Raw genomic sequence first — 25,787 nt, forward strand, 5'->3', positions numbered from 1 at the left:
GGGTGGCAGCATGGGTCATGTGAGGCTGTGAACCCCGGGGTGCTGTGCCCCCGTGCCCCGGCAGACCCCGCACGCCCCGGCACGCCCCGGCAGAGAAGAAGGTCGTCCCGAACCGTGAGTGTTGCTCCGACTGAGATCGAACGCCCCGAATCGGCCGAGGAGACCTTCGCGGTCCCCGAACCCGATGTGCCCTGGGTGACGATCGTCCACAACGACCCGGTCAACCTCATGAGTTATGTGGCGTACGTCTTCCAGACCTATTTCGGCTACTCCAAGGACAAGGCGCACAAGCTGATGCTCGACGTCCATCACAAGGGACGCGCGATCGTCTCCAGCGGCAGCCGCGAGGAGATGGAGCGCGACGTGCAGGCGATGCACGGATTCGGACTGTGGGCGACCCTCTCGCAGGACCGCGCCTGATGGCCGGGCACTTCGAGGCGATCCCGGGCGGCGGAGCGGCCGTCGCGCTCGACGAGGTCGAGATCTCGATCCTGCGCTCGCTGGCCGTACAGCTGCTGGAGCTGATCGGGCCCGGCAAGGAGCCGGCCCAGGGCGAGGACCCGCTCGCCGCGCTCTTCGCCGTCGGCCCGAGCGAGCCGCCCGCCGACCCGGCGCTGGCCCGGCTCTTCCCCGACGCGTACGGCGATGACGACGACGAACTGCGGGAGTTCTCCTCGGAGTTCAGGCGGTTCACGGAGAACGATCTGCGCGGCCGCAAGCGCGAGGACGGCATAGCGGTCGTCCGCACGCTGGACGCGCTCGCTGCGGAGGGCGAGGGCGGCGCCGTACTCAAGCTGACCCCCGACGACTGTCTGCACTGGCTGGGCGCGCTCAACGATCTGCGGCTGACGATCGGCACCCGCCTGGAGGTCACGGACGAGGACGAGGGCGGCGAGCTGTACCGGCTGCCGGACTCCGATCCGCGCAAGCCGATGGTGATGGCGTACCTCTGGCTCGGGGCACTCCAGGAGACGCTCGTCGAGACGCTGATGCCCTGACGGACCGTGATGGACCCGGCCGGATCCCACGACGGACCCGGCCGGATCCCACGACGGACCCGGCCGGATCCCACGACGGACCCGGCCGGATCCCACGTCGACCCGGCCGGTTCCGGCGTCGTCCGCCGGCCGCCTCGCGGCCACCCGGCGGCCCTCTTCCGCACGCTCAACTGACCCTCAATTCGGGATAACGATCCCGTCACCGCACCGGCGACCTTTGCGATTCCGGGGGAGATTTGTCCGCTTCTCCTTGTGGGCTGTGCCACAGCGCCGTCCGCGGAACGCCCCTTCCGCCGTGATAGATCTTCACGATCCCCCGGGGGCGCCACCCCTGTCCCCGGGGGAGCTGACACCGGCTACCCGCCGGTAGCACTCCATCGCATCCGGGGGGAACCGGGAACTGATCACGGGCCGAGCGTGGCGCGGATCAGTATGGAGAAAGGGCAGCACCACCATGACCTCTGCGCAGGTCGACAGGGAGTACGGCGGCGAAGGACCCGGCGGCCCGACCGAGGGCGGCCCGGCCGAAGAGGGCTACGAGCGCGGACTCGGCAGCCGTCAGGTCCAGATGATCGCCATCGGCGGCGCGATCGGCGTCGGCCTCTTCATGGGCGCCGGGGCGAACATCGCCAAGGCCGGACCCAGCATCATCCTCATGTACGCCCTCGCCGGCGTCGTGATCTTCTTCATCATGCGGGCGCTCGGCGAGCTGCTCCTCTACCGGCCGGTCTCGGGCTCCTTCGCGGAGTACGCCCGGGAGTTCCTCGGCCCGTTCTTCGGATTCGCCACCGGCTGGACGTACTGGCTGATGTGGGTCGTCACCGGCATGGCGGAGCTGACCGCCGCCGCGATCTATATCCACTTCTGGTTCCCGCAGATCCCGCAGTGGGTCAGCGCGCTGGTGTTCCTCGTGGTGCTCTTCGGTGTGAACCTGATCTCGGTGAAGATCTTCGGTGAGGTCGAGTTCTGGTTCTCGATGATCAAGGTCACCGCGATCATCGGCATGATCGTCATCGGTCTGGGGGTGCTCACCCTCGGCTTCTCCGACGCCGGTGACACCGCCCATGTCTCCAACCTCTGGGCGCACGACGGGATCTTCCCGAACGGCATCGGCTCCAGCCTGATGACCCTTCAGGGCGTCATGTTCGCCTACCTCGCCGTCGAACTGGTCGGCGTCACCGCGGGCGAGTCCGAGAACCCGGAGAAGACCCTGCCCAAGGCGATCAACACACTGCCCTGGCGCATCATCGTCTTCTACGTCGGCGCGCTCATCGTCATCCTGGCGGTCGTCAAGTGGACCGAGTTCTCGGCCGGCACCAGCCCGTTCGTACAAGCCTTCGAGAAGATGGGCATCCCGCTCGCGGCCGGCATCGTCAACTTCGTCGTGCTGACCGCCGCGCTGTCCTCCTGCAACTCCGGGATGTACTCCACCGGCCGGATGCTGCGCGACCTCGCCGCCAACAGCGAGGCGCCGAGGCTCTTCGGCAAGCTCAACTCCCGTAAGACCCCGGCGTTCGGCATCACCGTCTCCGTCGCCCTGATGGGCATCGGTGTGGTCCTCAACTACATCGTTCCGGAGAAGGCCTTCGGCTATGTGACGTCCGTGGCCACGGCGGCCGGCATCTGGACCTGGATGATGATCCTGGTCAGCCATATCCGCTACCGCCGCGCCGTGGTGGCGGGCCGGCTGCCGGCCTCGTCCTTCCCCGCCCCGGGCGGCGCGCTGTTCAGCTGGGTCGCGGTGGCCTTCCTGGCCCTCGTCACCTGTCTGATCGCGTACGACAAGGACGCGCGCGTCTGTCTGTATGTGGGGGCGGTCTGGGCGGTGGCCCTGGCGGTCGGCTGGCAGTACCTGAAGAAGCGCCCGCGGATCACGGACAGCGACGGCACCCCCGAGTACGCCTCCGCCACGGAGTAGCGGCACGGCTCCGCGACCGGCTTCCGAGGCTCGGTCCGCTCGCAGCGGCACGTCCGGCCCGGTGGCCCCCCGGATCTCCGGCCAGGGGGCCACCGGGTCCGTTCGGACCGTCGGTCTTATATTTCCACCATGCTGACCATCACCCAGGCCCTGCACGACCAGATCGTCGCGCACGCGCGGCGCGACCATCCCGACGAGGCCTGCGGCGTGGTCGCGGGGCCTGCCGGGACCGGACGCCCGGAGCGCTTCATCCCCATGCTCAACGCCGCACGCTCGCCCACCTTCTACGAGTTCGACTCGGCGGATCTGCTGAAGCTCTACCGGGAGATGGACGACCGTGACGAAGAGCCCGTGATCATCTATCACTCGCACACCGCGACCGAGGCCTACCCGTCCCGCACGGACATCACGTACGCCAACGAGCCGGGCGCCCACTACGTCCTGGTCTCCACCGCCGACTCCGACGAGGCGGGCCCCTTCCAGTTCCGCTCCTACCGCATCGCGGAGGGCGAGGTCACCGAAGAGGACGTCGAGATCGTCCGACAGCGGGACGGTCTGACAGACTGAGCGCCGAAACGAGGCGGCAGGACCCAGGAAGCCGGTGCGAAACCGGCGCGGTCCCGCCACTGTGACCAAGCTCTGCTTGGCAGCCAGGAACTGACCTGCCGCCCTTCTCCCACCAGCCAGGGGACGCGGAAATCCCCCGGAGGAGGCTCAGGGCCTGTCGTACCGCACGCCGCGAGGATGGCCGTCGGCGCCACCTGTCGCGCCCTGCTGCCGGTGGCGGCGCTGGGCGGCGCCGACCTGACCGTCGCCCCCAGCCGTCCCCGCTCGTCTTCGACGAGCCGGCCAACCACCTCGTCGCTTCCGGCACCCCCCGCGAGGTCCTCACCCCCGAGCTGCTCGCGGCCGTCTACGGAGTGAAGGCCGAGGTCAGCACCCACCCCGTGACCGGCGCGCCGACCGTCGTCTATCTCCCGCCGTCCGCCTGACGAACGTCGATCGTCCGCCAGGCGAGATCACATGCCGGGCCGCGGACCGGGAATCGATACGATGAGCGCATGGTTTTCCACGACGTGAGCGACAAGACGCCGAGCACCCCGCTGCTCGTGGCGCGGCTGCACGTCGACCTGTGCCGCCTCGCCAGTGCCATCTGTACCGACAGCGCTGCCGGCTGAGCGACGGCCCCGAGCGCAGCTTTTCCGTTTCCGCACCACCCCCTCGCGCGGGGGCCCGAGCCGCGCGCCCGTCACGCCATCTCCCGAACAGGAGCCCATGTCATGGCCATCGAGGTCCGCATCCCGACCATCCTCCGCACGTACACCGACGGAGCCAAGGCCGTCGAGGCCACCGGTGACACGCTCTCCGAGCTGTTCGACGACCTCGAGATCCGGCACGCCGGCATCCGGGAGCGCCTCATCGACCCGGCCGCGGGCAACCAGCTCCGCCGCTTCGTGAACGTCTACCTGAACGACGAGGACGTCCGCTTCCTCGACGGCATCTCCACCAAGCTCGCCGACGGCGACAGCGTCACCATCCTCCCGGCCGTGGCCGGCGGCGCGCCCGACGCGCACACGGCCTGATGCGGTACGACTCGGCGCTGGCGGCGGTCGGCAACACGCCCCTGGTCGGGCTCCCGCGGCTGTCCCCCTCGGACACCGTCCGGATCTGGGCCAAGCTGGAGGACCGCAACCCGACCGGCTCGGTCAAGGACCGCCCCGCCCTGCACATGGTCGAACAGGCCGAGAAGGACGGACGGCTCACGCCGGGCTGCACGATCCTGGAGCCCACCAGCGGAAACACCGGCATCTCGCTCGCCATGGCGGCCAAGCTCAAGGGCTACCGCATCGTCTGCGTCATGCCGGAGAACACCTCCCAGGAGCGCCGCGACCTGCTCGCCATGTGGGGGGCGGAGATCGTCTCGTCCCCCGCGGCGGGCGGCTCCAACACGGCTGTACGGGTCGCCAAGGAACTGGCGGCCGAGAACCCCTCCTGGGTGATGCTCTACCAGTACGGCAACCCCGACAACGCGGGCGCGCACTACGCCACCACGGGCCCGGAGATCCTCGCCGACCTGCCCTCCGTCACCCACTTCGTGGCGGGCCTCGGCACGACGGGCACGCTGATGGGCGTCGGCCGCTTCCTGCGGGAGCGGAAGCCCGACATCAAGATCGTCGCCGCCGAGCCGCGCTACGACGACGTGGTCTACGGCCTGCGCAACCTCGACGAGGGCTTCGTACCCGAGCTGTACGACGCGTCCGTCCTCACCACGCGCTTCTCCGTCGGCTCCGCCGACGCGGTCACCCGTACCCGCGAACTCCTGCAGCAGGAAGGTATCTTCGCGGGCGTCTCCACCGGCGCCGCGCTGCACGCCGCGATCGGCGTGGGCAAGAAGGCGGTCAAGGCCGGCGAGAGCGCGGACATCGTCTTCGTCGTCGCGGACGGCGGCTGGAAGTACCTCTCCACGGGCGTCTACACGGCCGCCACCACGGAAGAAGCGATCGAAACGCTGCACGGCCAGCTCTGGGCGTAGGCCCTGTCGGATCGATCTTCGCGGGCCGTCAGCGGGGCCGTCGGCCGGGCTATCAGCCGGCCAGATGCCGGACCCGGTCCCACAGGGCCGGGTCCGCGGCTCCCGCGCGGCGGCGGAATTCCTTCAGGCGCACATCCCGCAGCTCGCCGGTCTCCAGGAAGCTCGGGCGCCCCCGGGTGTCACCCACCACGTCGGGCGGCAGCGGAATCACCCCCGGCCGCTCGTCGTGGTTCTTCGTGGTGATCTTCGCGACCAGCACGGTCCCGCCCCGTACCGACAGCACCAGACACGGCCGGTCCTTGGACCCTGGCCCGTCCTCGAACGGCACGTCCGCCCACCAGATCTCGCCCGGCTGAGGCCGCGGCTTCCCCTTCGGCGTCCGCCGGGGCCCCGCGGGACGTCCCGACGGCCGGCCCGCCGGACGCCGCGCCGGCCGGCCCGGAGGGCGGCTTCGTCCGCCCGGACGGCGCGGGCCGCGGCCCCGTCCGTCCACCACCGAGGCGATCAGCGCGATCAGCACCACCGCGACCAGCGCGAGCCACCAGGACGTATCCATCCCCCGAAGGTACCGGCCCGCCGCCCGCGCCGCGCCCCCGCCTCATCCGGCCGCCCCGCCCGCCGCGACACACGTACACCGCCCGCGCGCCGGCCATCCGAACCGGTGACAGAGCAGGTGAGTTCGCACACAACGAGCCACTGTGGAGGAGCGACCAGCCCTTTCGCGCTTTACGCTCGACAAAAAACCGCACGACCCCCGTCGCCCCCCATCCATGCCACGGAGGTTCACGCTCCATGAAGCTCACCGTCGTCGGCTGTTCGGGTTCGTTCCCCTCCGTGGAATCGGCCTGCTCCAGCTACCTCGTAGAGGCCGACGGCTTCCGGCTGCTCCTCGACATGGGTAACGGCGCCCTTGGCGAGATGCAGCGCCACTGTGGTCTCTACGACCTCGACGCCATCTTCCTCAGCCATCTCCACGCGGACCACTGCATCGACATGTGCGGGTACTTCGTCGCCCGCTACTACCGCTTCGACGGCGGCCGCTGCGATGCCATTCCGGTGTACGGCCCCGAAGGCACCGAGCAGCGCCTCACCACCGCCTACGCGGACACCCCGACGGACAAGTCCATGAGCGAGGTCTTCGACTTCCACACGCTCAAGCCGGGCTCCTTCGACATCGGCCCCTTCTCGGTCCGTACGGAGAAGGTCGCCCACCCCGTCGAGACCTTCGCCATCCGGATCGAGCACGGCGGCCGGTCGCTCACCTACTCGGGTGACACCGGAGTCTGCGAGCCGCTGGTCGAGCTCGCCGAGGACACCGACCTGTTCCTCTGCGAGGCCGCCTTCACCCACGGCAAGGAAGACATCCCCGGCCTCCACCTCAACGGCCGCGAGGCCGGCGCCCACGCCGCCCGCGCCCGAGCCCGCCGGCTCGTCCTCACGCACATCCCGCCCTGGACGGACGGCAAGCGGAACCTGGCGGACGCCCGCGAGGTATACGCGGGCCCGGCGGAACTGGCCTCCGCCGGTGCGGTCTACGACATCTGACCAGCCGTCGCGCAACCGTGGGCCCGTCCGCTGTCAGCAACGGCCGGGCCCACGGTGGTGTGCGGTGTGAGGTGTGCAGTGTGTGGTGTGCGCGCGGGGCCTACTTGGCCTCGGCCTTCTGCAGCTCGGCGAGTTCCTCGTCGGACTCGCGGCCCGGCGTCGGGATGTTGAACTTGGTGATCGCGAAGCGGAAGACCACGTAGTAGACGACCGCGAAGCAGAGACCGACCAGCGCCAGACCCCATGGATTGCTCGCGATGCCCAGGTTGAGGGCGAAGTCGACCGCACCGGCCGAGAAGCCGAAGCCGTCCTTCATGCCCAGCGCCCACGTCAGTGCCATGGAGACCCCGGTCAGCACGGCGTGGATCGCGTACAGAGCCGGCGCGATGAACATGAAGGTGAACTCGATCGGCTCCGTCACCCCGGTGACGAACGCGGTGAGCGCCAGCGAGAGCATCATGCCGCCGACGACCTTGCGACGCTCGGGCCGGGCGCAGTGGGTGATGGCGAGGCAGGCGGCCGGGAGGGCGAACATCATGATCGGGAAGAAGCCGGTCATGAACTGGCCGGCCGTCGGGTCGCCCGCCAGGAAGCGGTTGATGTCGCCGCTCTTGCCCTCGAACGTGCCGGCCTGGAACCACGGGAAGGAGTTCAGCAGGTGATGCATGCCGACGGGGATCAGCGCCCGGTTGGCCACACCGAAGATGCCCGCGCCGACAGCGCCGGAACCGACCAGCCACTCACCGAAGTTGTGCAGGCCCGTGCCGAGGACCGGCCAGATGTAACCGAAGACGATGCCGATGACCAGGCCCGCGAAGGCGGAGAGGATCGGGACCAGCCGGCGGCCGCCGAAGAAGCCCGCCCAGTCCGGCAGCTTCGTCCGGTAGAACTTCTGGTAGAGCAGGGCGACCACGATGCCCATGACGACGCCGCCCAGGACCTTCGCGTCGACAGGCGCGCTGGTCATGACGATCTTGCCGTCCACCACCGTCGAAACCTTGGGCAGGTTGGAGTCGGTGAAGGTCGCCAGCACATTCTTGAAGACCAGATAGCCCGTGACGGCGGCGAGAGCGGTCGAACCGTCCGACTTCTTGGCGAAGCCGATCGCGATGCCGACGGCGAACAGCAGCGGCATGTTGTCCAGGATGGCGTTGCCACCCGCGGCCATGAAGCCGGCGATCTTGGTGATGAAAGCCGGGAACGAGTCGCGGCCGAGCATGTCGGGATTGCCGAGACGCACCAGCAGGGCGCCCGCGGGCAGCACGGCGACCGGCAGCATCAGGCTGCGGCCGATGCGCTGCATCACGGCCATCACGCCGCTGCCCCTCTTCTTGTCCGCCGTCGGGGCGGCCGTGGCCGTGGTCATCAACGTCCTCCAGTGGGCACGGCGCAGCCAGGGGACAGGAGAGAAAGGGGGGACGGCGGCGCCTCAGGAACGCGGCGCGCACGCCGCGTGGTCTACACCACTCAGTGGTGTAGACCAGTTGTAACACGGTAGGCGTGGCGTAAGGAACAGCCGCATTCTGTGGCCTGGGTCATAGTCCATCAAGCACGGCATAAGCCCCATGGGCCCGCGAGGATCCGCCGGACAGGGCCTACGGCTTGGTGTTCTGCTGTTCGCCCTCCTCCTCCAGTTCCTCGGGCTCACGCCCGGGCGTGGGGAGGTTGAACAGCGTGATCGCGATGCGGAAGACCACGTAATAGACGACGGCGAAACACAGGCCGATCGGAATGATCAGCCAGGGCTTGGTGTCGAGGTGCCAGTTGACGACATAGTCGATCAGGCCCGCCGAGAAGCTGAAGCCCGCGTGCACCCCCAGCGCCCAGGTGATCGCCATCGACGCTCCCGTCAGCAGCGCGTGCGCGCCGTACAGCAGGGGCGCCGCGAACATGAAGGAGAACTCCAGCGGCTCGGTCACGCCGGTGACGAACGACGTGAGGGCGACGGAGATCATCAGCCCGGTGACCCTCTTGCGGTGCTCGGGGCGCGCGCAGTGCGCGATGGCGAGCGCGGCGGCCGGGAGGCCGAACATCATGATCGGGAAGAAGCCCGACATGAACTGTCCTGCCGTGGGATCTCCGGCGAAGAACCGCGTCAGGTCGCCCCGTACGACGGTGCCGTCCGGCGTCGTGAACTCGCCGGCCTGGAACCAGAAGAAGGTGTTCAGGAACTGGTGCAGGCCGATGGGGATGAGCAGCCGGTTGGCGACGCCGAAGATGCCCGCGCCCCACGCGCCCAGATTGATCAGCTGCTTGGCGAACGCGGTCAGCCCGTCGCCCACGGGCTCCCACAGCAGCCCGAAGAGCACCCCGAGGACCAGGCAGATGAAGGCCATCAGAATCGGTACGAGGCGGCGGCCGTTGAAGAAGCCGAGCCAGTCGACCAGCCTCGTCCGGTGGAAACGCTGCCAGACGACCGCCGTCAGCAGCCCGATCAGAATGCCCCCGAGCACGCCGGGATTCTGCGGAACGCCGTCGGGGGTCGCCTTGGTCACCGAGCCGCCGGCCGGAAAAGCGGCCAGGACGTTGTGGTAGACGAGAAAGCCGGCGACGGCGGCGAGCGCGGTGGAACCGTCCGCCTTCTTGGCGAAGCCGATCGCCACACCGATGCAGAAGAGCAGCGGCAGGCCGAACGCCCCGTCCAGGATCGCGGTGCCGCCCAGGCTGAACACCTTCGCGGTCCTGTCCCAGAACGGGCCGTGCAGATAGGCGGAGAAGAGATTGCCGAGGCTGACCAGCAGCCCGGCGGCGGGGAGGACCGCCACCGGGAGCTGGAGGCTGCGGCCGATCTTCTGGAGCCCCTGGAACAGTCCGTTCCACCATTTCTTCCGCGGCCCGGCCGGCCTCGCCGGTTCCGGCCCCGGGGCCGCCGTGCCGTCGGCGCTCATCCGTGTCCTCCCGTCCGGAACGAGGCGGCTGCGACAGTCGGTCGCCGACTGGTTTAGACCACTTGCGGTAGGCTTCCGGAACCCGGCCACGGGCAGGGCGGACACCGGTCATCGCCATCATTCGGCACGCGTCGGTCACCCGCCCGAGAAGATGGTCCAACCGTGCGTTACCGTGACGAAACAGACCAGAGCTGTTTGCCAGAGCTGTTTGAGAGTCAGGGAGAAAGACATGGCCACCAAGGCTGAGAAGATCGTCGCCGGGCTCGGCGGGCTCGACAACATCGAAGAGGTCGAAGGCTGCATCACCCGCCTCCGTACCGAGGTCGTGGACGCCTCCCTGGTCGACGAAGCGGCGCTCAAGGCCGCCGGGGCGCACGGCGTGGTCAAGATGGGCACCGCGATCCAGGTCGTGATCGGCACGGACGCCGACCCGATCGCCGCGGACATCGAAGACATGATGTAGCGGCGGGCCCCTCTTTTTTAGGGGCTCGGTTCGCCTCCGGCGCGCTTTATGCCACTGTCGACGGTCGATCGTGCTCGCCCCCTCGTTCCTCGGGGCCTGTGCGCGTTCTCCCTTTCGACAGCGGCGCGCGCCTTCGGCTCACTCGCCGGCGGTCGGCAGGAGGCGAACCGCGACCCGGTGGGACTTCGGGCCCCGATAGGCTCGCGGTATGTCTCGAATCGACGGCCGCACCCCCGAACAGCTCCGTCCCGTCACCATCGAACGCGGATGGAGCAAGCACGCCGAGGGCTCCGTCCTCATTTCCTTCGGTGACACCAAAGTCTTCTGCACCGCCTCCGTCACCGAAGGCGTCCCCCGCTGGCGCAAAGGCAGCGGCGAAGGCTGGGTCACCGCCGAATACTCCATGCTTCCCCGCTCCACCAACACCCGCGGCGACCGCGAATCCGTACGCGGCAAGATCGGCGGCCGCACCCACGAGATCAGCCGCCTCATCGGCCGGTCCCTGCGCGCCGTCATCGACTACAAGGCGCTCGGCGAGAACACGATCGTCCTCGACTGCGATGTCCTCCAGGCCGACGGCGGCACCCGGACCGCGGCCATCACCGGCGCGTACGTCGCCCTCGCCGACGCCGTCGCGTGGGCCCAGGGCAAGAAGATCGTCAGGGCCGGCCGGCGCCCCCTCACCGGCACCGTCGCCGCCGTCAGCGTCGGCATCGTCGACGGCGCGCCGCTCCTCGACCTCTGTTACGAGGAAGACGTCCGCGCCGAAACCGACATGAACGTCGTCTGCACCGGCGACGGCCGCTTCGTGGAGGTCCAGGGCACGGCGGAGGCCGAACCCTTCGACCGCAAGGAGCTGAACGCGCTCCTCGACCTCGCCACCGGCGGCTGCACCGACCTCGCCGCGCTCCAGCGGACGGCCCTGGACCAGACACTCGCCGGGTAAAGAAGCAACCAAGAAGTCCCCCGGGGGCGTCTCTACCCGCACGGGCGCACGGGCCGAACCGTGCGCCCGTCCGTACCCCTGGGGAGGAACCGCGCCATGTCCGCGCTCATACGGTCCACGTCCGCGCCTGTCCGCCGGCGCGTCACCCTGGCCCTTTCCGCCGCCGTCCTGGCCCTGCCCCTCACCGTCGGCTGTGGCGCCCTCGACAAGGCGCTGGACTGCGTACAGACCGCCGACGCCATCGCCACCAGCGTCGACAGCCTCCAGCAGGCCGTCTCCAACGCGGGGAACAACCCGCTCAAGGTCGACGAGGCCCTCGACGACATCGACAAGGAACTCGGCACCCTCCAGGACTCGACCGACAACGCCGACCTGAGCAAGGCGGTCGGCGACCTCGGCAAGGGCGTCGACAACGTCCGTACGTCCATCGAGAACGGCGACACCGCCCCCGACCTCACGCCCGTCACCGACGCCGCGTCGGAAATCGGCAAGGTCTGCACCCCCTGAGAGGCGCGGCGGGCGGGGCCGATACTGGGGGCATGACCCGCCTGATCCTCGCCACCCGCAACGCCGGGAAAATCATCGAACTCGAGGCCATCCTCGCCGACGCCGGTCTGCCCCACGACCTCGTCGGCGCGGACGCCTACCCCGACATTCCCGACGTCAAGGAAACCGGCGTCACCTTCGCCGAGAACGCCCTGCTCAAGGCGCACACCCTCGCCGATGCCACCGGCCTCCCCGCCATCGCCGACGACTCCGGCCTCTGCGTCGACGTCCTCGGCGGCGCGCCCGGCATCTTCTCCGCCCGCTGGTCCGGCGCGCACGGCGACGACGCGGCCAACCTCGCTCTGCTGCTGGCCCAACTCGCGGACATCGCCCCGCCCCACCGCTCCGCCCACTTCGCCTGCGCGGCGGCGCTCGCCCTCCCCGACGGCACGGAACGGGTCGTGGAAGGCCGCCTCCTCGGCACGCTCCGCGAATCCCCCGTCGGCACGGGAGGCTTCGGCTACGACCCGATCCTCCAGCCGGAGGGCGAGACACGGACGTGCGCGGAGCTGTCGGCGTCGGAGAAGAACGCGATCAGCCACCGCGGCAAGGCGTTCAGGGCACTGGTCCCGGTGATCCGGGAGCTGCTCGGCTGACCTCGTACAGTCGGCCTCGGTAGAGCTGACCTCGGTATGTACGGCGAAGGCCGGGCACACACGCGATGTGTGCCCGGCCTTCGGTTCCACGGTCAGTGCGGCCGGTGGGATTCGAACCCACACAGGATTTCTCCCAGATGCCCCTAAAACACCCGCCGATACCAGTTGGGCTACGGCCGCTCGCCGCCAGCCATGGTACTAGGCAGCAGGCGGTCGGGGCACGGGGCCGCACACTCCGCCCGCCGGTTCAGCTCTGGGCGGTGGGCCGGATGATCACTTCGTTGACGTCGACCTCCAGAGGCTGGGAGATGGCGTAGTTGATCGCCTCCCCGATCGCCGCGGCGGGGATCGCGATCTTCATCATGTCCCGGGCGGCCTCGCGCGCGCCGGGATCGCTGATGCCCTCGGTCAGCTCGCTGTGCGTCAGACCGGGGCTGATCACGGTGACCCGCAGGTCGCGGCTCTCCTGCCGGAGCCCCTCGGACAGGGCGCGGACGCCGAACTTGGTGGCGCTGTAGACGGCCGCGGTGGGGTCGACGCGGTGTCCCGAGACGGAAGCGATGTTCACGATGTGCCCCGTGCCCTGCGCGCGCATGGCGGGGAGTACGGCGGCGATGCCGTGCAGGACGCCGCGGAGGTTGACGTCGATCATGCGGTTCCACTCGTTGACCTTCAGCGCGTCCAGCGTCGACAGCGGCATGACGCCCGCGTTGTTGACCAGGACATCGACGCGCCCGTGCCGCTCGTGCGCGGCTCGGACAAAGGCTTGCACGCTGTCCAGGCTGGTCACGTCCAGCTCGTGGTGGTCGGCGCTGCCGCCGGTCGACCGGATGTCCTCGGCGATGGCGGCGATACGGTCGGTGCGGCGGGCGCCGAGGACCACCCGGTGGCCCGCCGCGGCAAGACGTCGCGCGGTGGCCTCGCCGATCCCGCTGCTCGCCCCGGTGATCAGGACGACCTTGCTGTCGACGGTGGCGGTGGCGCTGGACGGGACAGTCATGAAATACCCCTTCGAAAACCCCGGCGGACGCCGGACGCGGTGGTGATCCGTCGCGGGCTTCGAGCATGGCCCGGATCCCGCCGGTGGGGCAGGACGAGGCTTCCTGGGTGCGGCACACCTAGGAAGGGACGGACGGAACGGACGACGTACGCTTTCGAAATGAGCGGGTACGGACTGGGCGAGTTCCTGAATGCGCGGCGCTCCGGGTTGCAGCCCGCGGACGTGGGGCTGCCGGGCTCCGGACCGCGGCGGGTCGCCGGGCTGCGGCGCGAGGAGGTCGCCGTCCTGGCCGGGGTCAGCGCCGACTACTACGCCCGGTTGGAACAGGGCCGGGAACGCAGTCCGTCGGGCCAGGTCGTCGACGCCCTCGCGCGAGCGCTGCTCCTGGACTCGGACGCCCGCTGGCACGCCTACCGGCTCGCCGGCCTCGTACCGAAGCCCGTCTCCACCGACCTGCCGGACGAGGCCGACCCCGCCCTCCGCGGTCTGATGGACGCCTTCCCCACGGCGGCGGCCTACATCATCAACCGCCGTCTTGAGGTCCTCGCGTCGAACGCGCTGGCCGACGCCCTGCTCTCCTCACTGGTGGACCCGCACCGCGTGGTCCGCTCCCTCTTCCTGGACCCCGCCGCCCGGGAGCTGTACGCGGACTGGCAGACCGTCGCGCGGTGTGCGGCCGAGGTCCTGCGGCTGGCCGCGGGACACCACCAGAGCGACTCCGGGATCGCCGTGGTCGTCGAGGAACTCCTCGACTGCAGCGACGAGTTCGAGGCGCTGTGGCGAGCCCATGGGGTCAGCGGCATCGGCCGCAGGTCCAAGACCTTCAACCACCCGGAGGTGGGCCGGATCAGGCTCACCTACCAGTCCTACGACGTCCAGGGTGCGCCAGGACAGCACCTGCTGGTCGGCACCGCCGAGCCGGGCAGCGCGGACGCCGACTCCCTCGCCCTCCTCGGTTCCCTGAGCGCCGTGCGGCGGACGAACGGGTCATGAGGCCCGGGCGTTGATCAGTTCCGCCGCTTCCGCCTCCGTCGCGACCGACGGCGGGGAGCCCGCCAGGGGCTGCCGGGCCGTTTCCTTCATGCAGGCCACCGAGGCCACGCCCGCCAGCGCCGCCGCCATGGCGTAGTACGCCGGCATCAGGTTGTCGCCGGTGAGGCTGATCAGGCCCGTGATCACCAGCGGGGTCGTACCGCCGAAGAGGGACGCGGAGAGGTTGTAGCCGACCGAGAGCGCGCCGTACCTGACCTCCGTCGGGAACAGCGCGGGGAGCGCCGCCGACATGGTGCCGAGGAGGCAGACCAGGGACAGGCCCAGCATCAGCATGCCCGACGTGATCGCCGGGATGCTGCCCTGTCCGATCAGGAGGAACGCCGGGAGCGAGAGGAAGAGGAACCCGAGCATGCCGGTCATCAGCAACGGCTTGCGGCCGAAGCGGTCGCTGAGCCTGCCGACCCGGTTGATGATCAGCATCAGGAAGACCATGACGCCCAGCAGGATGACCAGCCCGTGGGTCTCGCTGTAGCCGAGTTCGTCCGAGAGGTACGTCGGCATGTACGACAGCAGCATGTAGTCGGTGATGTTGTACGCGCCGACCAGCGCGACGCACAGGATCAGCGCCGGCCAGTACTGCCGGAAGATCCTGGCGAGGTCGCCCCTCGTGGTGGAGTCCTCCGGGTCCGGCGCCTCGGCGCCGCGCGCGCTGTCCGCCTCCAGCCTCTGGAAGGCGGGGGTCTCGTCGAGCCGCAGTCGCAGATACAGGCCGACCAGCCCGAGCGGCCCGGCGACCAGGAACGGGACGCGCCAGCCCCACGCGTCCATGGCGTCGGCGCCGAGCCCGGCGTGGAGCGCGGTGACCAGGCCCGCCGCCCCGACGTACCCGGCGAGGGTGCCGAACTCCAGGAAGCTGCCGAAGAAGCCCCGGCGCTTGTCGGGGGCGTACTCCGCGATGAACGTGGACGCGCCACCGTACTCGCCGCCGGTGGAGAAGCCCTGGACCAGCCGGAAGAAGATCAGCAGGACGGGGGCCCAGAAGCCGATCGTCGCGTACGACGGGATCAGGCCGATGGCGAAGGTGCCGATCGCCATCATGATCATCGTCAGGGCGAGCACCTTCTTGCGGCCGATCCTGTCCCCCATCGGGCCGAAGACCATGCCGCCGACCGGCCGTACGAGGAAGGCGACGGCGAAGGTCGCGAAGGAGGAGAGCAGCTCGATCGTCGGGTTCCCTGACGGGAAGAAGACGCGTCCGATGGTGACGGCCAGATAGCTGTAGATGCCGAAGTCGAACCACTCCATGGCGTTGCCCAGGGAGGCGGCCTTCACGGCCCGCCTGACCGCTCGTTCGTCGGTCACGGTGATGTCGGACCGGCGCAGCTGCGGGGTGTGTTCCTGCCCGGCCATGGCGTGCGGTCCTTTCCTCGACAGACCGAAGCCCCACCGGAGCGGGACTTCGGTCGCCACCGAAGGTGGGGCCCAGCTAAGGGCTGTCCCGTAGCCGTCGTCGTGCGCCCGCCACGGATTACGGGACAGCCCTTAGGCCCTGTCGGACAGGGCCTAGATGCCGAGATCCTTGATGATCTTGGCGACATGGCCGGTGGCCCGCACGTTGTAGAGGGCCTGCTCGACCTTGCCCTCCTCGTCGACGACGATCGTCGAGCGGATCACGCCGGTCACGGTCTTGCCGTACATCTTCTTCTCGCCGAAGGCGCCGTACGTTTCGAGCACGGCCTTCGAGGGGTCGCCGACCAGGGTGACCTTGAGGTTCTCCTTCTCGCGGAACTTCGCGAGCTTCTCCGGCTTGTCCGGTGACACACCGATGACGTCGTAGCCGGCGCCGGCGAGCAGGTCGAGGTTGTCGGTGAAGTCGCAGGCCTGCTTGGTGCAGCCGGGGGTAAGCGCCGCTGGGTAGAAGTAGACGATGACCTTGCGGCCCTTGTGGTCCGCGAGCGATACGTCCTTGCCGTCCGCGTCGGGCAGGGTGAAGGCGGGGGCGGTGTCGCCGGGCTGGAGTCGCTCGCTCATGGTTCTCCTCGGTCGAGGTCGGGGTGTACGTGGCCGAGCGTAATCGGGGGTGCCGCCGGGTGCGGGGGCGGCGGAGCTGACAGACTGTCGATGAAGTATTGACGAAGGACCAACCGGACACGACGACGGAGGCAGCGCGGTGTCGGATTCCAGGACCCCGGCGCAGATCGAGGCGGACATCGTCCGCAGGCGCCGGCAGCTCGCCGAGACGCTCGACGAGATCGGGGTGCGGGTGCACCCGAAGACGATGGTCGGCGATGCGAAGGCCCGGGTGGCTGCCAGTGTGGATCACACAGCAGGGCGCGCGTTCGTCGCCGTGAACAGAACGGTGTCGGGTGTACGGGCGCAGTTCATCGGGATCGACGGCGGGCCGCGGCTGGAACGGCTGGTTCCGGTGGCGCTGGTCGTGGCCGGTGTGGTGGGACTGCTCGCGGTGTCGATGAGGCGGCGCCGGGCCTGATACGGGCCTGGCGCGGGCCCGTGCGGCCGCCGTCCTGACGACCCCTGTGGCGTACGGCGCGGCCGCGGGCAGGTAGGTTCTGGGGCGTGAGCGAGAACACCCACGACAAGCTGCCCATCCGGATGCTCCATGACCGTGTGCTGGTCAGGACGGACATCCCGGAGGGCGAGCGGCGTTCCTCCGGCGGCATCCTCATCCCCGCGACGGCGGCGGTCGGCCGGCGGCTGGCCTGGGCCGAGGTGGTGGCCGTGGGGCAGAACGTACGGACGGTGAAGCCGGGGGACCGGGTGCTGTACGACCCCGAGGACCGCGCCGAGGTCGAGGTGCGCGGGGTGGCGTACGTACTGATGCGGGAGCGCGATCTGCACGCGGTCGCGGCGGACCGCTTCGAGGGGTCGGACGACTCCACGGGGCTCTATCTGTAGCCGTGCGGGCTGCGGCGACTGGTCCGCAGCGCGTGGGGCGAGGCCCGGTGACCATGGTCACCGAGCCTTTTCGCTGCCCTCCCGGCGCCTTTTGCTACGGTGGAACGACCCCGACGAGACGCGCCGTACCGGGTGAACGGAAAGACGACGCACCTGTTGTCCGCGTTCATTTCGTGTCGGAGGTGCCGTCATGGCTTGGGTTCTGCTTCTTGTCGCCGGTCTGCTCGAAGTGGGCTGGTCGATCGGGATGAAGTACACCGACGGGTTCACCCGGCTGTGGCCGAGCCTGTTCACCGGGGCGGGGATCGTCGCGAGCATGCTGCTGCTGTCACAGGCCGCGAGGACGCTGCCGATCGGTACTGCGTACGGCGTGTGGGTCGGTATAGGCGCGGCCGGTGCGGCGGTGCTCGGCATGGTGGTACTGGGTGAGCCGGCGACCGCCGCCCGGATCTTCTTCGTCTGTCTGCTGCTGGTGGCCGTGGTGGGGCTGAAGGCGACATCAGGGCACTGAACGCGGCATCAGGGCGCTGAAGGCGGCATCAGGGCGCTGACGCACATCGGCCCTTGACGGACATCAGTGCTCCGGCCCGGCGGGTCCGGCGGCGGGGCCGAAGCCGAAGCCGGGGCCCTGCGTGCCGTTGTCGGACCGGGATCCGTTGCCCGTACCGCCCTCGCCGCCGTCGCCCGTTCCGCCACCGGTATTGGTGCCCCCGGTGGCCGCTCCGCCGCCCGTCTGACCTTGCGTCTGGCCCTGCGTCCTGCCCTGGAACTGACCCTGGGTCGCCTGACCCTGGGTCTGGCTTTGCGGCGGGGGCCGGGACTGGCCGCCGTCCGTGGCGCCGCCACCCGTCCGGCCCTGGTTCTGGCCGCCGTTGCTCTGCCCCTGCGTGCTCTGTCCCTGTGACTGGCCCTCGCTGTCGGCCCCCGGTGAATCCCGGGGCCGGTCGGGCTGCTCCGACTGCTCCTCGTCCGCGGGCGCCACCTCCTCCGCGCCGTCCTCCAGCCGCAGGTCGAAATCCCGCACCTCGGTGCCGCTGAGGGCGGCTGCCGTGAACTGGCCCCAGATCTCGGCGGGCGCCCCGCCACCGTTGACCCTGGCCTCGCCCATCGCCCCGTACAGCGATTTCTGCTGCGCGGTCTCCGGATCGGCGCCCATGATCGCGACAACCGTGGCCAGGTTGGGCGTGTAGCCGGCGAACCAGGCCGCCTTGTCGTCCTCCGCCGTGCCGGTCTTGCCCGCCGCGGGGCGGCCGGCGGACTGGGCGGCGGTGCCCGAGCCGCTCTCGACGACGCTCGTCAGCATGGACGTGGTGGTGTCGGCGGCCGCGCGGCTGATGGCCTGCTTCGTCTTCTGCTTCGGCAGCGCCACGGCCCTGCCGTTCTTGCTGACCTTCTCGACCATGACGTACTTGCCGTGCGCGCCGTGGTTGGCGAGGGTCGCGTACGCCTCCGCCATGTCCAGGGCGCTCGGGGTGGACGGGCCGAGCGCGATGGACGGGGAGGCCGTCAGGTCGGGGGTGGTCTTGGGCAGGCCGAGGGCGATGGCGGTCTTCCTGACCGTCGCCGGGCCGACATCCTGGGCCATCTGCGCGTAGACGGCGTTGACGGACTTGTCCGTGGCGGTCCTGACGGGGATGGGACCGTAGTCGACGTCGTCCTCGTTCGAGGGGGCGTAGCCGGTGGACCCCTCCGGGCCCTCGACCATGTGCATGTTGTCGCCGTCGTAGAGGGTGTTCGGGGTGATGCGCGTGCCGTCCTGGGTCTGGGAGCCGTGCTCGACGGCGGCGGCGAAGACGAACGGCTTGAAGGTGGAGCCGACCTGATAATCGCGTCGGGTGGCGTTGTTGACGTACTGCTTGGTGTAGTCGATACCGCCGTACATGGCGACGACCTTGCCGGTCTCCGGGTCGATGGAGACGCCGCCGACGCGCACGTTGCGGTCGGCCGCGCGGCTGCTGTCGAGCTTGGAGGTGACCTGGTCCCTGACGGCTTTGCCGAAGGCGTCCTGTTTCTTCCGGTGCAGCGTGGTGGTGATCCGGTAGCCGCCGGCGGCGAGCGTGTTCTCCTCGATGATCTTGTTGCCGGTGAGATAGTCCTCGACGGCCTGGACGATATAGCCGCGCTGTCCGGAGAGCCCGATGGTGGAGGGCCTGATCTTGCCGGGTACGGGGAAGCTCATCTCGGACCGGTCGTCCTCACTGAGCCACTCCTCCTTGACCATGCCGTCGAGGACGTAGTTCCAGCGGGCGAGGGCGGCCGTCTCGTTCTCGGGGTGGACGACGACGTCGAATTCGCTGGGGGCGTTGAGCAGCGAGGCCAGATAGGCGCCCTCGGCGGTGGTGATCTCCTCGATGTCCTTGCCGTAGTAGGACTGGGCGGCGGCCTGGATGCCGTACGCGTTGCGGCCGAAATAACTGGTGTTGAGATAGCCCTGAAGGATCTGTTCCTTGCTCTCCTCGCGATTGAGTTTGATCGCGATGAAGAATTCCTTGGACTTGCGGATGATGGTCTGTTCCTGGCCGAGGTAGTAATTCTTGACGTACTGCTGGGTGATGGTGGAGCCGCCCTGGGTGCCCTTGCCGATCACGGTGTTCCAGGCGGCGCGGGCCATGCCCTGGAGATCGACGGCGGGCTCGTTGTAGAAGCCGCGGTCCTCGGCGGCGAGTACCGCCCGCTGCACGGACTCGGGCACCTGGGTGAGCCGGATGCTCTCGCGGTTGATCTCACCGTCGCGGGCGATCTGGCTGCCGTCCTGGTACAGGTACACATTGGACTGGGCGGTGGCCGCGGCGTTGGCGGGCGGGATGTCGACGAGCATGTAGCCCGCGACGAGAACGCCGGTCAGGACGAGCGCGCAGAACAGGAACCCGCCGAGCAGTATCCGCCAGGTGGGGAGGAGCCTGCGCCAGCCGGTACGGCGGGGACGCTTGCCCTTCGTGCCGCTCGTTTCCTTCTTCCCCTTCGTGGCCTTCTTGGCCCGCCCGCCCCGCGGAAAGGACGCGGGTCCGGTGGCGGAGGGATCCCGTGGGGCCCAGCCCTGCTGTGGCTCGTCGCTCATGTGTGTGGAAACTCCTCGGCCGCGGCCGGGGGTTCGCTCTCCGGCATAACGGTGTCGTATCAGGCGATTCGCCATACATCCTCAAGAAACGCTGTGCAACCCCAGGAAACACGTCCAGAACGGGCAAGCGGCGGCAGCTGGATATTCGGTCGCGACGGCTGACCCCCGTGGACTAGGGTCGTGCGCTTTGGTGCCGAGCGGGCGCCGAGTGAGTTCCGAGTGAGGTCCGAGCGAGGGGAGGGGGCTGTTGTGCGGCTGTATGCCGTGGTGGCCGCAGGTGGGTTCCGTCGCTATGCGACGTACCGCGTGGCCACATTCGCAGGTGTGTTCACCAATACGGTTTTCGGCTTCATCGTGGCGTACGCCTATACCGCTCTTTGGGATGAACGTCCGCAGCTCGGTGGCTACGACCTCTCCCAGGCTGTCACCTATGTGTGGCTGGGCCAGGCGCTGCTGATGACGTGCGCGATGCTGGGCGGCGGCTTCGAGGACGAGCTGATCGAGCGGATCCGTACCGGCGCCATCGCCGTCGACCTCTACCGCCCCGCCGACCTCCAGCTGTGGTGGATGGCCGGGGACCTGGGCCGGGCGGCCTTCCATCTGCTGGGCCGCGGCATCCTCCCGATGGTCCTCGGATCGTTCGCCTTCGACCTCGCGTTGCCGGCGAATCCGCTGGTCTGGGTGGCGTTCCTGGTCTCCGTGGCGCTCGGCGTCGTGGTCAGCTTCGCGATCCGCTTCCTGGTTGCCCTGTCCGCGTTCTGGCTGATGGACGGGGCGGGGGCGCAGCAGATGGCGATGCTGGTGGGGATGTTCTTCTCCGGGCTGCTGCTGCCTCTCAATCTCTTCCCCGGTCTGCTGGGCGAGGTCGCGCGGGCGCTGCCCTGGTCCTCGCTGCTCCAGGTCCCGGCGGATGTCTTCTTCGGCAAACACACCGGGTGGGGCCTGGCCGGGGCGTACGCGTTCCAGGCCGGCTGGGCGGTGGCCCTGCTGGCGGCCGGCCGGGCGCTCCAGACCGTCGCGACACGGAGGGTGGTGGTCCAGGGTGGCTGAGGAGGCGTCAGAGCCGATGGCTGAAGGGCCGATGTCCGGGGAGCCGATGTCTGGAGAGCCGGCGGCTGTGGATTCCGCGGAGCTGTGGATTCCGCGGCTGTCGCGCCGGGAGGCCCTGCGCGACGGCCTGCGGGCGTACGGCCTCATCGTGGCGATGTGGATGCGCTCGACGATGGCGTACCGCGCGTCCTTCGCGATGACGGCCTTCGGGAACTTCGCGGCGACCGCCTTCGACTTTGTGACGATCCTGCTGATGTTCTCCCATGTCGACGCCCTGGGCGGCTACTCGCTGCCCGAGGTGGCCTTTCTGTACGGGACGTCCGCCACCGCCTTCGGGCTCGCCGATCTGCTGCTCGGGTCGATGGACCGGCTGGGCCGCCGGGTGCGTGACGGCACGCTCGACACGCTGCTGCTGCGGCCGGTGCCCGTACTGGCGCAGGTGGCGGCGGACCGGTTCGCGCTGCGGCGGCTCGGCCGGGTCCTCCAGGGGCTGCTGGTGCTGGTCTACGCCCTGGTGGCGCTGGACATCGACTGGACGGCGGTGCGGGTGCTGCTGGTCCCGATGATGCTGCTGAGCGGGGCGGCGATCTTCGCGGCGGTGTTCGTGGCGGGCGCGGCGTTCCAGTTCTGGGCGCAGGATGCCTCGGAGGTGCAGAACTCGTTCACGTACGGCGGGACGACGCTGTTGCAGTATCCGCCGACGGTCTTCGCGAAGGACCTGGTGCGCGGGGTGACGTTCCTGGTGCCGCTGGCCTTCGTCAACTGGATGCCGGCGCTCTATGTCCTGGGCCGCGAGGACCCGCTGGGGCTGCCGGACTTCGTCGCGTTTCTGCCGCCGGTGGTCGCGGTGGCGTGCTGCGCGCTGGCCGGGGTCGCGTGGCGGCTGGGGCTCCGGTCGTACCGCAGTACGGGGAGCTAGCGGGGGTCGGCAGAGACACGGGCAACGGCAGGGGCACGGGGGCAGGGGCACGGGCAGGGCACGGGCTGGTCGTAGGAGAGCCGGATGGAGTGGAGCGTTCATGAACACGGATGTCACAGGTGTCACCGACGCCACGGGCGGGGTCGCGGATTTCATCGAGCTGGACGGGATCGAGAAGGTCTTCGACGTCCGGCGCAGGGTGGGCCTGCTGCGCCGTGAGAAGCATCAGGTGCGGGCCGTCGACGGCATCAGCTTCCGGGTGCCGCGCGGCGAGATGGTCGGCTACATCGGCCCCAACGGTGCCGGAAAGTCCACCACCATCAAGATGCTCACGGGCATTCTGACCCCGAGCGGCGGCCGGCTGCGGGTCGCGGGCATCGATCCCTCCCGGGAGCGTACGAGGCTGGCGCAGCGCATCGGCGTGGTCTTCGGGCAGCGCACCACGCTGTGGTGGGACCTGCCGCTGATCGACTCGTACCGGCTGATGCACCGGATGTACCGCGTCCCGGACGCGCGGTTCCGGGTGAATCTGGAACGCTGCGTCGAACTCCTCGATCTGGGCGAGCTGTTGGACGTTCCCGTACGGCAGCTGTCGCTCGGTCAGCGGATGCGCGGCGATATCGCGGCGGCGCTGCTGCACGACCCCGAGGTGCTGTATCTGGACGAGCCGACCATCGGGCTCGATGTGATCTCCAAGGCCAAGGTCAGGGAGTTCCTGCGGGATCTGAACGCGGAGCGCGGTACGACGGTGCTCCTGACGACGCACGATCTGACCGATATCGAGCAGCTCTGCAAGCGTGTGATGGTCATCGACCACGGCAAGCTGCTGTACGACGGTGCGCTGGCCGGGCTGCACGAGGTGGGCGAGAGCGAGCGGACCCTCGTCGTCGACCTGGAGCGCGAACTTCCGCCGATCGAACTGCCGGGCGCGCGTGTGGTGAAGGTGGAGGGGCCGCGGCAGTGGCTGTCCTTCCCCGCGACGGAGTCCGCGGCGCCGCTGGTCGCCCGGATCGCGGCGGAGTACCCACTCATGGACCTGTCGCTGCGGGAGCCGGACATCGAGGCCGTCATCGCCAAGATGTACGCGGACCGATCTGCTGTGTGACGGAGGCCGCACCCTTGACTAGGCTGTCCGCATGACGAGTGAACGGTCTGAGACGCGTGCCTCCGACGCCGAGCGTGAACGGATCGCGGAGCGGCTGCGCGAGGCCGTCGCCGAGGGGCGACTCGACATGGAGGAGTTCGACGAGCGCCTGGATGCCACCTTCAAGGCGCGCACCCATGGCGAGTTGGCGCCGCTGGTGAGCGACCTGCCCGCGCCGGGAACGACGACGGACGTGGCGCTCGCCCCCGAAACGGGTGGCTGGGCGGACCGGATCGGCCGGGAGCAGGCCACCTCCAAGGGAGCCTTCGCGTTCTGGGGCGGCTTCGGACGCAAGGGCACCTGGACGGTGGGCCGTAAGTTCACGGCGGTCGTCTTCCAGGCGGGCGGCGAGATCGATCTGCGCGAGGCGCGGTTCGAGGACCGCGACGTCGTGATCCGCTGCTTCACGATCATGGGCGGCGTCCATGTCACCGTACCGCCGGACATGGAGGTCGAGGTCAGGGGCTTCGGTCTGATGGGCGGGTTCGGCGAGGTGGGCGAGCGGCAGGTCAGCCCCGGGTCACCGCGCGTGATCATCACCGGCTTCGCGCTGATGGGCGGGGTCGGGGTGGAGCGCAAGGTGCGGGAGTCGGAGAAGCGCCGCCTCAAGGAGGAGCGCAAGCGGCAGCGCCTGGAGAAGAAGGCGGACCGCAAGGAGCTGGACTGACGGGCCCGCCTGAGTAGCCGGGCCGGCCGACGGGTAGCTCCCGTCCGGTTCCGAACTCCGGACTCCCCTCCTGACGTGCGGCGTTACAGCTGGGCCGGGGCCTTGTCGTCCAGGGCCTGGAGGTCGAGGTAGCGGCCCATCGCCCGGTAGCCGGCGTCGCTCGGGTGCAGGCCGTCGCCGGAGTCGTACACCGGCCTGAGCCGGTCGGGGGCGTACGGATCGCGCAGCGCCCGGTCGAAGTCCACGACGTCGTCGAAGACCCGGCCCGAGCGGATCTCCTCGTTGACCTGGTCGCGTACGGACTCGGTGACCGCGTTGTACCCGCGGTGCGCGCCGAACGGCGTCAGCGTCGAGCCGATGACGCGCACCCCGCGGGCGTGCGCCTGCCGCGTGAGCTCCGTGAGCCCGGCCGTGATCCTGGCGGGGTCGGTCTCGCCGCTGCGCAGAATGTCGTTGATGCCGAGGTCGATGACGACGGTCTTGACGCCCGCCCGGCCGAGGACATCGCGCCTGAAGCGCGCGACACCGCTCGCGCCGTTTCCGTGACCCGCCGCGTCCCACAGGACACGGTTCCCGCTGATGCCCTCGTTGAGCACACCGATGTGCTGGTCGCGCAGCCGGGCCGCCAGGATGTCCGGCCAGCGGCGGTTCGCGTCCTGGCTGGAGCGGAGGCCGTCGGTGATCGAGTCGCCGAAGGTGACGATCGCGCCCCGCGCCTCGCGGTTGAGCACGTCGACGGCCGTGAGATAGCGCCAGACCGTGGTCGGTTCGGTGTACGCGGCTCCGTCGAGGTCCTGCGTACGGTCACCGGTCGCGAGGTACGAGGTCTGCAGCGCGTGCGGGTGGTACGTGACGGGCCCGCTGGGCGTCGGCGTGTAGAGCGTGACCAGCAGATCGCCGCCGTACGGTACCCGCAGCGGCACCGGGTCGCTGGTGATCTGGCCGCCGGGCGGCAGGGTCACGGCCGGACCGCGGCCGAAGGTGAGCTGCCGCATGGTCCCGGCGACGGCTTCGGCGCTGCTCGCGCCGCCCCGGCTGCCCCGGCGCCCCTGGTCTCCCTGGCTTCCCTGGCTTCCCTGGCCGACCGCGACCGAGGCGCGGCCGATCAGCAGGGCGCTGGGGCTGTAGAGGTTGGAGAGGGTGATCCGGACGCTGGTGCCGCCGATGCTGGTGTGGACGACGTTACGGATGGAACGCCCGGGGTGACCGATGGGTGCGCCGGGTTCGGCCCCGGCGGGTGCGGCGGCCCAGGTGCCGGTCCAGGCGTCGGCGGAGGCGGGCGCCGCCCTCCCCACGGGCGTACGGCCCTGAGCACGGGCATCCCGCGAGCCGTCGGCCGGGCTGCCCCGGCCCGTACCCGGCCCGGAGGTTGTGCCCGAGGCCGTGCTCAGACCGTTCTCCAGCAGGCCGTACCCGGCGATGATTGCGCCGCATACCAGCGCCACTACCCCCACAAGCGCCCCGAGCAGGGCAAATCCGCGATGTCTGGTCATGGCCCCCGTGTCCCCTCCCACCTATGTACAGAACACATCATCCGGCATCGCGCGGGAACTCGACGTCCGCCCCGGGAGTACCCCAGGGAGAGACAATGCGTACGGGTGGATCTG

General features: G+C 69.6%; 28 protein-coding genes, 1 tRNA gene, 1 pseudogene and 2 riboswitches. Of the genes and pseudogenes, 21 read left to right on the forward strand and 9 right to left on the reverse strand.

The genetic code is table 11. The features are described 5' to 3' along the window. Window positions 1–114: 114 nt before the first annotated feature. The 8 genes and pseudogenes from clpS to ACZ6MZ_RS18680 all read left to right on the forward strand — a co-directional run bounded on the left by clpS (window position 115) and on the right by ACZ6MZ_RS18680 (window position 5,449). A complete protein-coding gene (gene clpS / locus ACZ6MZ_RS18645; RefSeq protein ID WP_384185032.1) occupies window positions 115–420 on the forward strand; it encodes an ATP-dependent Clp protease adapter ClpS in 306 nt (101 codons plus the stop codon). Then, window positions 420–998: a DUF2017 domain-containing protein gene (locus ACZ6MZ_RS18650; RefSeq protein ID WP_384185030.1), complete on the forward strand. Its 579-nt coding sequence runs from the start codon at window positions 420–422 to the stop codon at window positions 996–998. The genes clpS and ACZ6MZ_RS18650 overlap by 1 nt, the downstream gene beginning before the upstream one ends. Window positions 999–1,452: 454 nt before the next feature. Continuing rightward, window positions 1,453–2,916 (forward strand): amino acid permease, encoded by a 1,464-nt coding sequence (locus ACZ6MZ_RS18655; RefSeq protein WP_469353037.1) that lies wholly within the window; start codon window positions 1,453–1,455, stop codon window positions 2,914–2,916. Between the two features lie 129 nt (window positions 2,917–3,045). After that, entirely contained in the window at window positions 3,046–3,483 is a 438-nt protein-coding gene (locus ACZ6MZ_RS18660) for a M67 family metallopeptidase (protein ID WP_389783192.1), read from the forward strand. Further along, window positions 3,451–3,596: riboswitch (cobalamin riboswitch) on the forward strand. Its footprint overlaps the gene before it by 33 nt. A 177-nt stretch (window positions 3,597–3,773) precedes the next feature. Next, window positions 3,774–3,908: pseudogene (locus tag ACZ6MZ_RS18665) on the forward strand (histidinol phosphatase); the annotation flags it as partial. 69 nt (window positions 3,909–3,977) lie between these two features. After that, window positions 3,978–4,094: a putative leader peptide gene (locus tag ACZ6MZ_RS18670; RefSeq protein WP_384185023.1), complete on the forward strand. Its 117-nt coding sequence runs from the start codon at window positions 3,978–3,980 to the stop codon at window positions 4,092–4,094. A 102-nt stretch (window positions 4,095–4,196) separates the two neighbouring features. Continuing rightward, a complete protein-coding gene (locus tag ACZ6MZ_RS18675) occupies window positions 4,197–4,499 on the forward strand; it encodes a MoaD/ThiS family protein (RefSeq protein WP_389783194.1) in 303 nt (100 codons plus the stop codon). After that, the gene (locus tag ACZ6MZ_RS18680) at window positions 4,499–5,449 is read left to right on the forward strand and encodes a PLP-dependent cysteine synthase family protein (protein WP_384185018.1); all 951 of its coding nucleotides are present in this window, start codon (window positions 4,499–4,501) and stop codon (window positions 5,447–5,449) included. Before ACZ6MZ_RS18675 ends, ACZ6MZ_RS18680 begins: the two co-directional genes overlap by 1 nt. A 52-nt stretch (window positions 5,450–5,501) precedes the next feature. On the opposite strand, the gene ACZ6MZ_RS18685 is transcribed toward ACZ6MZ_RS18680, so the two are convergent. After that, the gene (locus ACZ6MZ_RS18685; protein WP_389783196.1) at window positions 5,502–6,005 is read right to left on the reverse strand and encodes a type II toxin-antitoxin system PemK/MazF family toxin; all 504 of its coding nucleotides are present in this window, start codon (window positions 6,003–6,005) and stop codon (window positions 5,502–5,504) included. A gap of 236 nt (window positions 6,006–6,241) precedes the next feature. Here ACZ6MZ_RS18685 and ACZ6MZ_RS18690 point away from each other — a divergent pair, with 236 nt between their 5' ends. Next, window positions 6,242–6,994 (forward strand): MBL fold metallo-hydrolase, encoded by a 753-nt coding sequence (locus ACZ6MZ_RS18690; protein ID WP_384185012.1) that lies wholly within the window; start codon window positions 6,242–6,244, stop codon window positions 6,992–6,994. Between the two features lie 100 nt (window positions 6,995–7,094). Here ACZ6MZ_RS18690 and ACZ6MZ_RS18695 read toward each other — a convergent pair whose 3' ends face one another. Both ACZ6MZ_RS18695 and ACZ6MZ_RS18700 read right to left on the reverse strand, forming a co-directional pair. Beyond that, the gene (locus ACZ6MZ_RS18695; RefSeq protein WP_384332665.1) at window positions 7,095–8,360 is read right to left on the reverse strand and encodes a PTS transporter subunit EIIC; all 1,266 of its coding nucleotides are present in this window, start codon (window positions 8,358–8,360) and stop codon (window positions 7,095–7,097) included. 229 nt (window positions 8,361–8,589) lie between these two features. Continuing rightward, window positions 8,590–9,882, reverse strand: coding sequence for a PTS transporter subunit EIIC (locus ACZ6MZ_RS18700; RefSeq protein ID WP_389783199.1), 1,293 nt, complete (start codon window positions 9,880–9,882; stop codon window positions 8,590–8,592). A gap of 229 nt (window positions 9,883–10,111) precedes the next feature. Here ACZ6MZ_RS18700 and ACZ6MZ_RS18705 point away from each other — a divergent pair, with 229 nt between their 5' ends. From ACZ6MZ_RS18705 to rdgB, 4 genes are all read left to right on the forward strand, one after another. Then, window positions 10,112–10,345 carry a PTS sugar transporter subunit IIB gene (locus ACZ6MZ_RS18705; protein WP_319678156.1) on the forward strand — a complete coding sequence of 78 codons (234 nt, stop codon included), beginning with the start codon at window positions 10,112–10,114 and terminating at the stop codon, window positions 10,343–10,345. A 208-nt stretch (window positions 10,346–10,553) separates the two neighbouring features. After that, window positions 10,554–11,291: a ribonuclease PH gene (rph, locus tag ACZ6MZ_RS18710; RefSeq protein ID WP_384185004.1), complete on the forward strand. Its 738-nt coding sequence runs from the start codon at window positions 10,554–10,556 to the stop codon at window positions 11,289–11,291. 96 nt (window positions 11,292–11,387) lie between these two features. Next, entirely contained in the window at window positions 11,388–11,798 is a 411-nt protein-coding gene (locus ACZ6MZ_RS18715; RefSeq protein WP_389783202.1) for a hypothetical protein, read from the forward strand. A 32-nt stretch (window positions 11,799–11,830) separates the two neighbouring features. Then, a complete protein-coding gene (rdgB, locus tag ACZ6MZ_RS18720) occupies window positions 11,831–12,433 on the forward strand; it encodes an RdgB/HAM1 family non-canonical purine NTP pyrophosphatase (RefSeq protein ID WP_384332671.1) in 603 nt (200 codons plus the stop codon). A gap of 96 nt (window positions 12,434–12,529) precedes the next feature. Here the strand turns inward: rdgB and ACZ6MZ_RS18725 are convergent. Together ACZ6MZ_RS18725 and ACZ6MZ_RS18730 are read right to left on the reverse strand one after the other, a co-directional pair. Then, a tRNA-Leu gene (locus ACZ6MZ_RS18725) sits at window positions 12,530–12,613 on the reverse strand. A 67-nt stretch (window positions 12,614–12,680) separates the two neighbouring features. Then, window positions 12,681–13,433, reverse strand: a complete 753-nt coding sequence (locus tag ACZ6MZ_RS18730) for an SDR family oxidoreductase (protein WP_469353041.1) — start codon at window positions 13,431–13,433, stop codon at window positions 12,681–12,683. Between the two features lie 159 nt (window positions 13,434–13,592). Here ACZ6MZ_RS18730 and ACZ6MZ_RS18735 point away from each other — a divergent pair, with 159 nt between their 5' ends. Then, the gene (locus tag ACZ6MZ_RS18735; protein ID WP_386877673.1) at window positions 13,593–14,426 is read left to right on the forward strand and encodes a helix-turn-helix transcriptional regulator; all 834 of its coding nucleotides are present in this window, start codon (window positions 13,593–13,595) and stop codon (window positions 14,424–14,426) included. Here the strand turns inward: ACZ6MZ_RS18735 and proP are convergent. Together proP and bcp are read right to left on the reverse strand one after the other, a co-directional pair. Further along, entirely contained in the window at window positions 14,421–15,836 is a 1,416-nt protein-coding gene (gene proP, locus ACZ6MZ_RS18740) for a glycine betaine/L-proline transporter ProP (protein WP_469353043.1), read from the reverse strand. The genes ACZ6MZ_RS18735 and proP overlap by 6 nt on opposite strands. A 153-nt stretch (window positions 15,837–15,989) precedes the next feature. Further along, entirely contained in the window at window positions 15,990–16,457 is a 468-nt protein-coding gene (gene bcp / locus ACZ6MZ_RS18745) for a thioredoxin-dependent thiol peroxidase (protein ID WP_389678653.1), read from the reverse strand. A gap of 139 nt (window positions 16,458–16,596) precedes the next feature. On the opposite strand from bcp, the gene ACZ6MZ_RS18750 reads away from it, so the two are divergent. The 3 genes from ACZ6MZ_RS18750 (at window position 16,597) to ACZ6MZ_RS18760 (ending at window position 17,853) form a co-directional block, all read left to right on the forward strand. Next, window positions 16,597–16,917, forward strand: coding sequence for a DUF3618 domain-containing protein (locus ACZ6MZ_RS18750; RefSeq protein ID WP_384184986.1), 321 nt, complete (start codon window positions 16,597–16,599; stop codon window positions 16,915–16,917). 122 nt (window positions 16,918–17,039) lie between these two features. Then, window positions 17,040–17,342 (forward strand): GroES family chaperonin, encoded by a 303-nt coding sequence (locus tag ACZ6MZ_RS18755; RefSeq protein WP_384185071.1) that lies wholly within the window; start codon window positions 17,040–17,042, stop codon window positions 17,340–17,342. Between the two features lie 88 nt (window positions 17,343–17,430). Beyond that, window positions 17,431–17,496: riboswitch (guanidine-III (ykkC-III) riboswitch) on the forward strand. 36 nt (window positions 17,497–17,532) lie between these two features. Then, window positions 17,533–17,853 carry a DMT family transporter gene (locus ACZ6MZ_RS18760; RefSeq protein ID WP_384184983.1) on the forward strand — a complete coding sequence of 107 codons (321 nt, stop codon included), beginning with the start codon at window positions 17,533–17,535 and terminating at the stop codon, window positions 17,851–17,853. Between the two features lie 63 nt (window positions 17,854–17,916). Here the strand turns inward: ACZ6MZ_RS18760 and ACZ6MZ_RS18765 are convergent, their stop codons facing one another. Then, window positions 17,917–20,400: a transglycosylase domain-containing protein gene (locus ACZ6MZ_RS18765; protein WP_469353045.1), complete on the reverse strand. Its 2,484-nt coding sequence runs from the start codon at window positions 20,398–20,400 to the stop codon at window positions 17,917–17,919. Window positions 20,401–20,649: 249 nt separating this feature from the next. Between ACZ6MZ_RS18765 and ACZ6MZ_RS18770 the strand changes: the two genes are divergently transcribed. The 4 genes from ACZ6MZ_RS18770 (at window position 20,650) to ACZ6MZ_RS18785 (ending at window position 24,180) form a co-directional block, all read left to right on the forward strand. After that, window positions 20,650–21,450: an ABC transporter permease gene (locus ACZ6MZ_RS18770; protein WP_384184977.1), complete on the forward strand. Its 801-nt coding sequence runs from the start codon at window positions 20,650–20,652 to the stop codon at window positions 21,448–21,450. A 46-nt stretch (window positions 21,451–21,496) separates the two neighbouring features. After that, window positions 21,497–22,369 (forward strand): ABC transporter permease, encoded by an 873-nt coding sequence (locus ACZ6MZ_RS18775; RefSeq protein ID WP_389783212.1) that lies wholly within the window; start codon window positions 21,497–21,499, stop codon window positions 22,367–22,369. A 100-nt stretch (window positions 22,370–22,469) separates the two neighbouring features. Continuing rightward, window positions 22,470–23,474, forward strand: coding sequence for an ABC transporter ATP-binding protein (locus ACZ6MZ_RS18780; RefSeq protein ID WP_469353046.1), 1,005 nt, complete (start codon window positions 22,470–22,472; stop codon window positions 23,472–23,474). A gap of 31 nt (window positions 23,475–23,505) precedes the next feature. After that, on the forward strand, window positions 23,506–24,180 hold the full coding sequence (locus ACZ6MZ_RS18785; protein WP_469353047.1) for a DUF1707 SHOCT-like domain-containing protein: 675 nt from the start codon (window positions 23,506–23,508) through the stop codon (window positions 24,178–24,180). A gap of 83 nt (window positions 24,181–24,263) precedes the next feature. On the opposite strand, the gene ACZ6MZ_RS18790 is transcribed toward ACZ6MZ_RS18785, so the two are convergent. Then, complete coding sequence (locus ACZ6MZ_RS18790) at window positions 24,264–25,673, reverse strand: SGNH/GDSL hydrolase family protein (RefSeq protein WP_469353049.1); 1,410 nt, start codon at window positions 25,671–25,673, stop codon at window positions 24,264–24,266. Between the last annotated feature and the right edge of the window lie 114 nt (window positions 25,674–25,787).

The sequence above is a fragment of the Streptomyces sp. NPDC042201 genome (genome assembly GCF_055582185.1).

Excerpts from the sequence above, each read along its gene's own strand:
- ACZ6MZ_RS18685 (WP_389783196.1), bottom strand. The coding sequence starts at position 6,005 with ATGGATACGTCCTGGTGGCTCGCGCTGGTCGCGGTGGTGCTGATCGCG.
- ACZ6MZ_RS18715 (WP_389783202.1), top strand. The coding sequence starts at position 11,388 with ATGTCCGCGCTCATACGGTCCACGTCCGCGCCTGTCCGCCGGCGCGTC.
- proP (WP_469353043.1), bottom strand. The coding sequence starts at position 15,836 with ATGGCCGGGCAGGAACACACCCCGCAGCTGCGCCGGTCCGACATCACC.
- ACZ6MZ_RS18790 (WP_469353049.1), bottom strand. The coding sequence starts at position 25,673 with ATGACCAGACATCGCGGATTTGCCCTGCTCGGGGCGCTTGTGGGGGTA.
- ACZ6MZ_RS18675 (WP_389783194.1), top strand. The coding sequence starts at position 4,197 with ATGGCCATCGAGGTCCGCATCCCGACCATCCTCCGCACGTACACCGAC.
- rph (WP_384185004.1), top strand. The coding sequence starts at position 10,554 with ATGTCTCGAATCGACGGCCGCACCCCCGAACAGCTCCGTCCCGTCACC.
- ACZ6MZ_RS18730 (WP_469353041.1), bottom strand. The coding sequence starts at position 13,433 with ATGACTGTCCCGTCCAGCGCCACCGCCACCGTCGACAGCAAGGTCGTC.
- ACZ6MZ_RS18650 (WP_384185030.1), top strand. The coding sequence starts at position 420 with ATGGCCGGGCACTTCGAGGCGATCCCGGGCGGCGGAGCGGCCGTCGCG.
- ACZ6MZ_RS18705 (WP_319678156.1), top strand. The coding sequence starts at position 10,112 with ATGGCCACCAAGGCTGAGAAGATCGTCGCCGGGCTCGGCGGGCTCGAC.
- ACZ6MZ_RS18765 (WP_469353045.1), bottom strand. The coding sequence starts at position 20,400 with ATGAGCGACGAGCCACAGCAGGGCTGGGCCCCACGGGATCCCTCCGCC.
- ACZ6MZ_RS18700 (WP_389783199.1), bottom strand. The coding sequence starts at position 9,882 with ATGAGCGCCGACGGCACGGCGGCCCCGGGGCCGGAACCGGCGAGGCCG.
- ACZ6MZ_RS18760 (WP_384184983.1), top strand. The coding sequence starts at position 17,533 with ATGGCTTGGGTTCTGCTTCTTGTCGCCGGTCTGCTCGAAGTGGGCTGG.
- rdgB (WP_384332671.1), top strand. The coding sequence starts at position 11,831 with ATGACCCGCCTGATCCTCGCCACCCGCAACGCCGGGAAAATCATCGAA.
- ACZ6MZ_RS18660 (WP_389783192.1), top strand. The coding sequence starts at position 3,046 with ATGCTGACCATCACCCAGGCCCTGCACGACCAGATCGTCGCGCACGCG.
- ACZ6MZ_RS18670 (WP_384185023.1), top strand. The coding sequence starts at position 3,978 with ATGGTTTTCCACGACGTGAGCGACAAGACGCCGAGCACCCCGCTGCTC.
- ACZ6MZ_RS18780 (WP_469353046.1), top strand. The coding sequence starts at position 22,470 with ATGAACACGGATGTCACAGGTGTCACCGACGCCACGGGCGGGGTCGCG.
- ACZ6MZ_RS18655 (WP_469353037.1), top strand. The coding sequence starts at position 1,453 with ATGACCTCTGCGCAGGTCGACAGGGAGTACGGCGGCGAAGGACCCGGC.
- ACZ6MZ_RS18690 (WP_384185012.1), top strand. The coding sequence starts at position 6,242 with ATGAAGCTCACCGTCGTCGGCTGTTCGGGTTCGTTCCCCTCCGTGGAA.
- bcp (WP_389678653.1), bottom strand. The coding sequence starts at position 16,457 with ATGAGCGAGCGACTCCAGCCCGGCGACACCGCCCCCGCCTTCACCCTG.
- ACZ6MZ_RS18785 (WP_469353047.1), top strand. The coding sequence starts at position 23,506 with ATGACGAGTGAACGGTCTGAGACGCGTGCCTCCGACGCCGAGCGTGAA.
- ACZ6MZ_RS18680 (WP_384185018.1), top strand. The coding sequence starts at position 4,499 with ATGCGGTACGACTCGGCGCTGGCGGCGGTCGGCAACACGCCCCTGGTC.
- ACZ6MZ_RS18695 (WP_384332665.1), bottom strand. The coding sequence starts at position 8,360 with ATGACCACGGCCACGGCCGCCCCGACGGCGGACAAGAAGAGGGGCAGC.
- ACZ6MZ_RS18775 (WP_389783212.1), top strand. The coding sequence starts at position 21,497 with ATGTCTGGAGAGCCGGCGGCTGTGGATTCCGCGGAGCTGTGGATTCCG.
- ACZ6MZ_RS18735 (WP_386877673.1), top strand. The coding sequence starts at position 13,593 with ATGAGCGGGTACGGACTGGGCGAGTTCCTGAATGCGCGGCGCTCCGGG.
- ACZ6MZ_RS18755 (WP_384185071.1), top strand. The coding sequence starts at position 17,040 with ATGCTCCATGACCGTGTGCTGGTCAGGACGGACATCCCGGAGGGCGAG.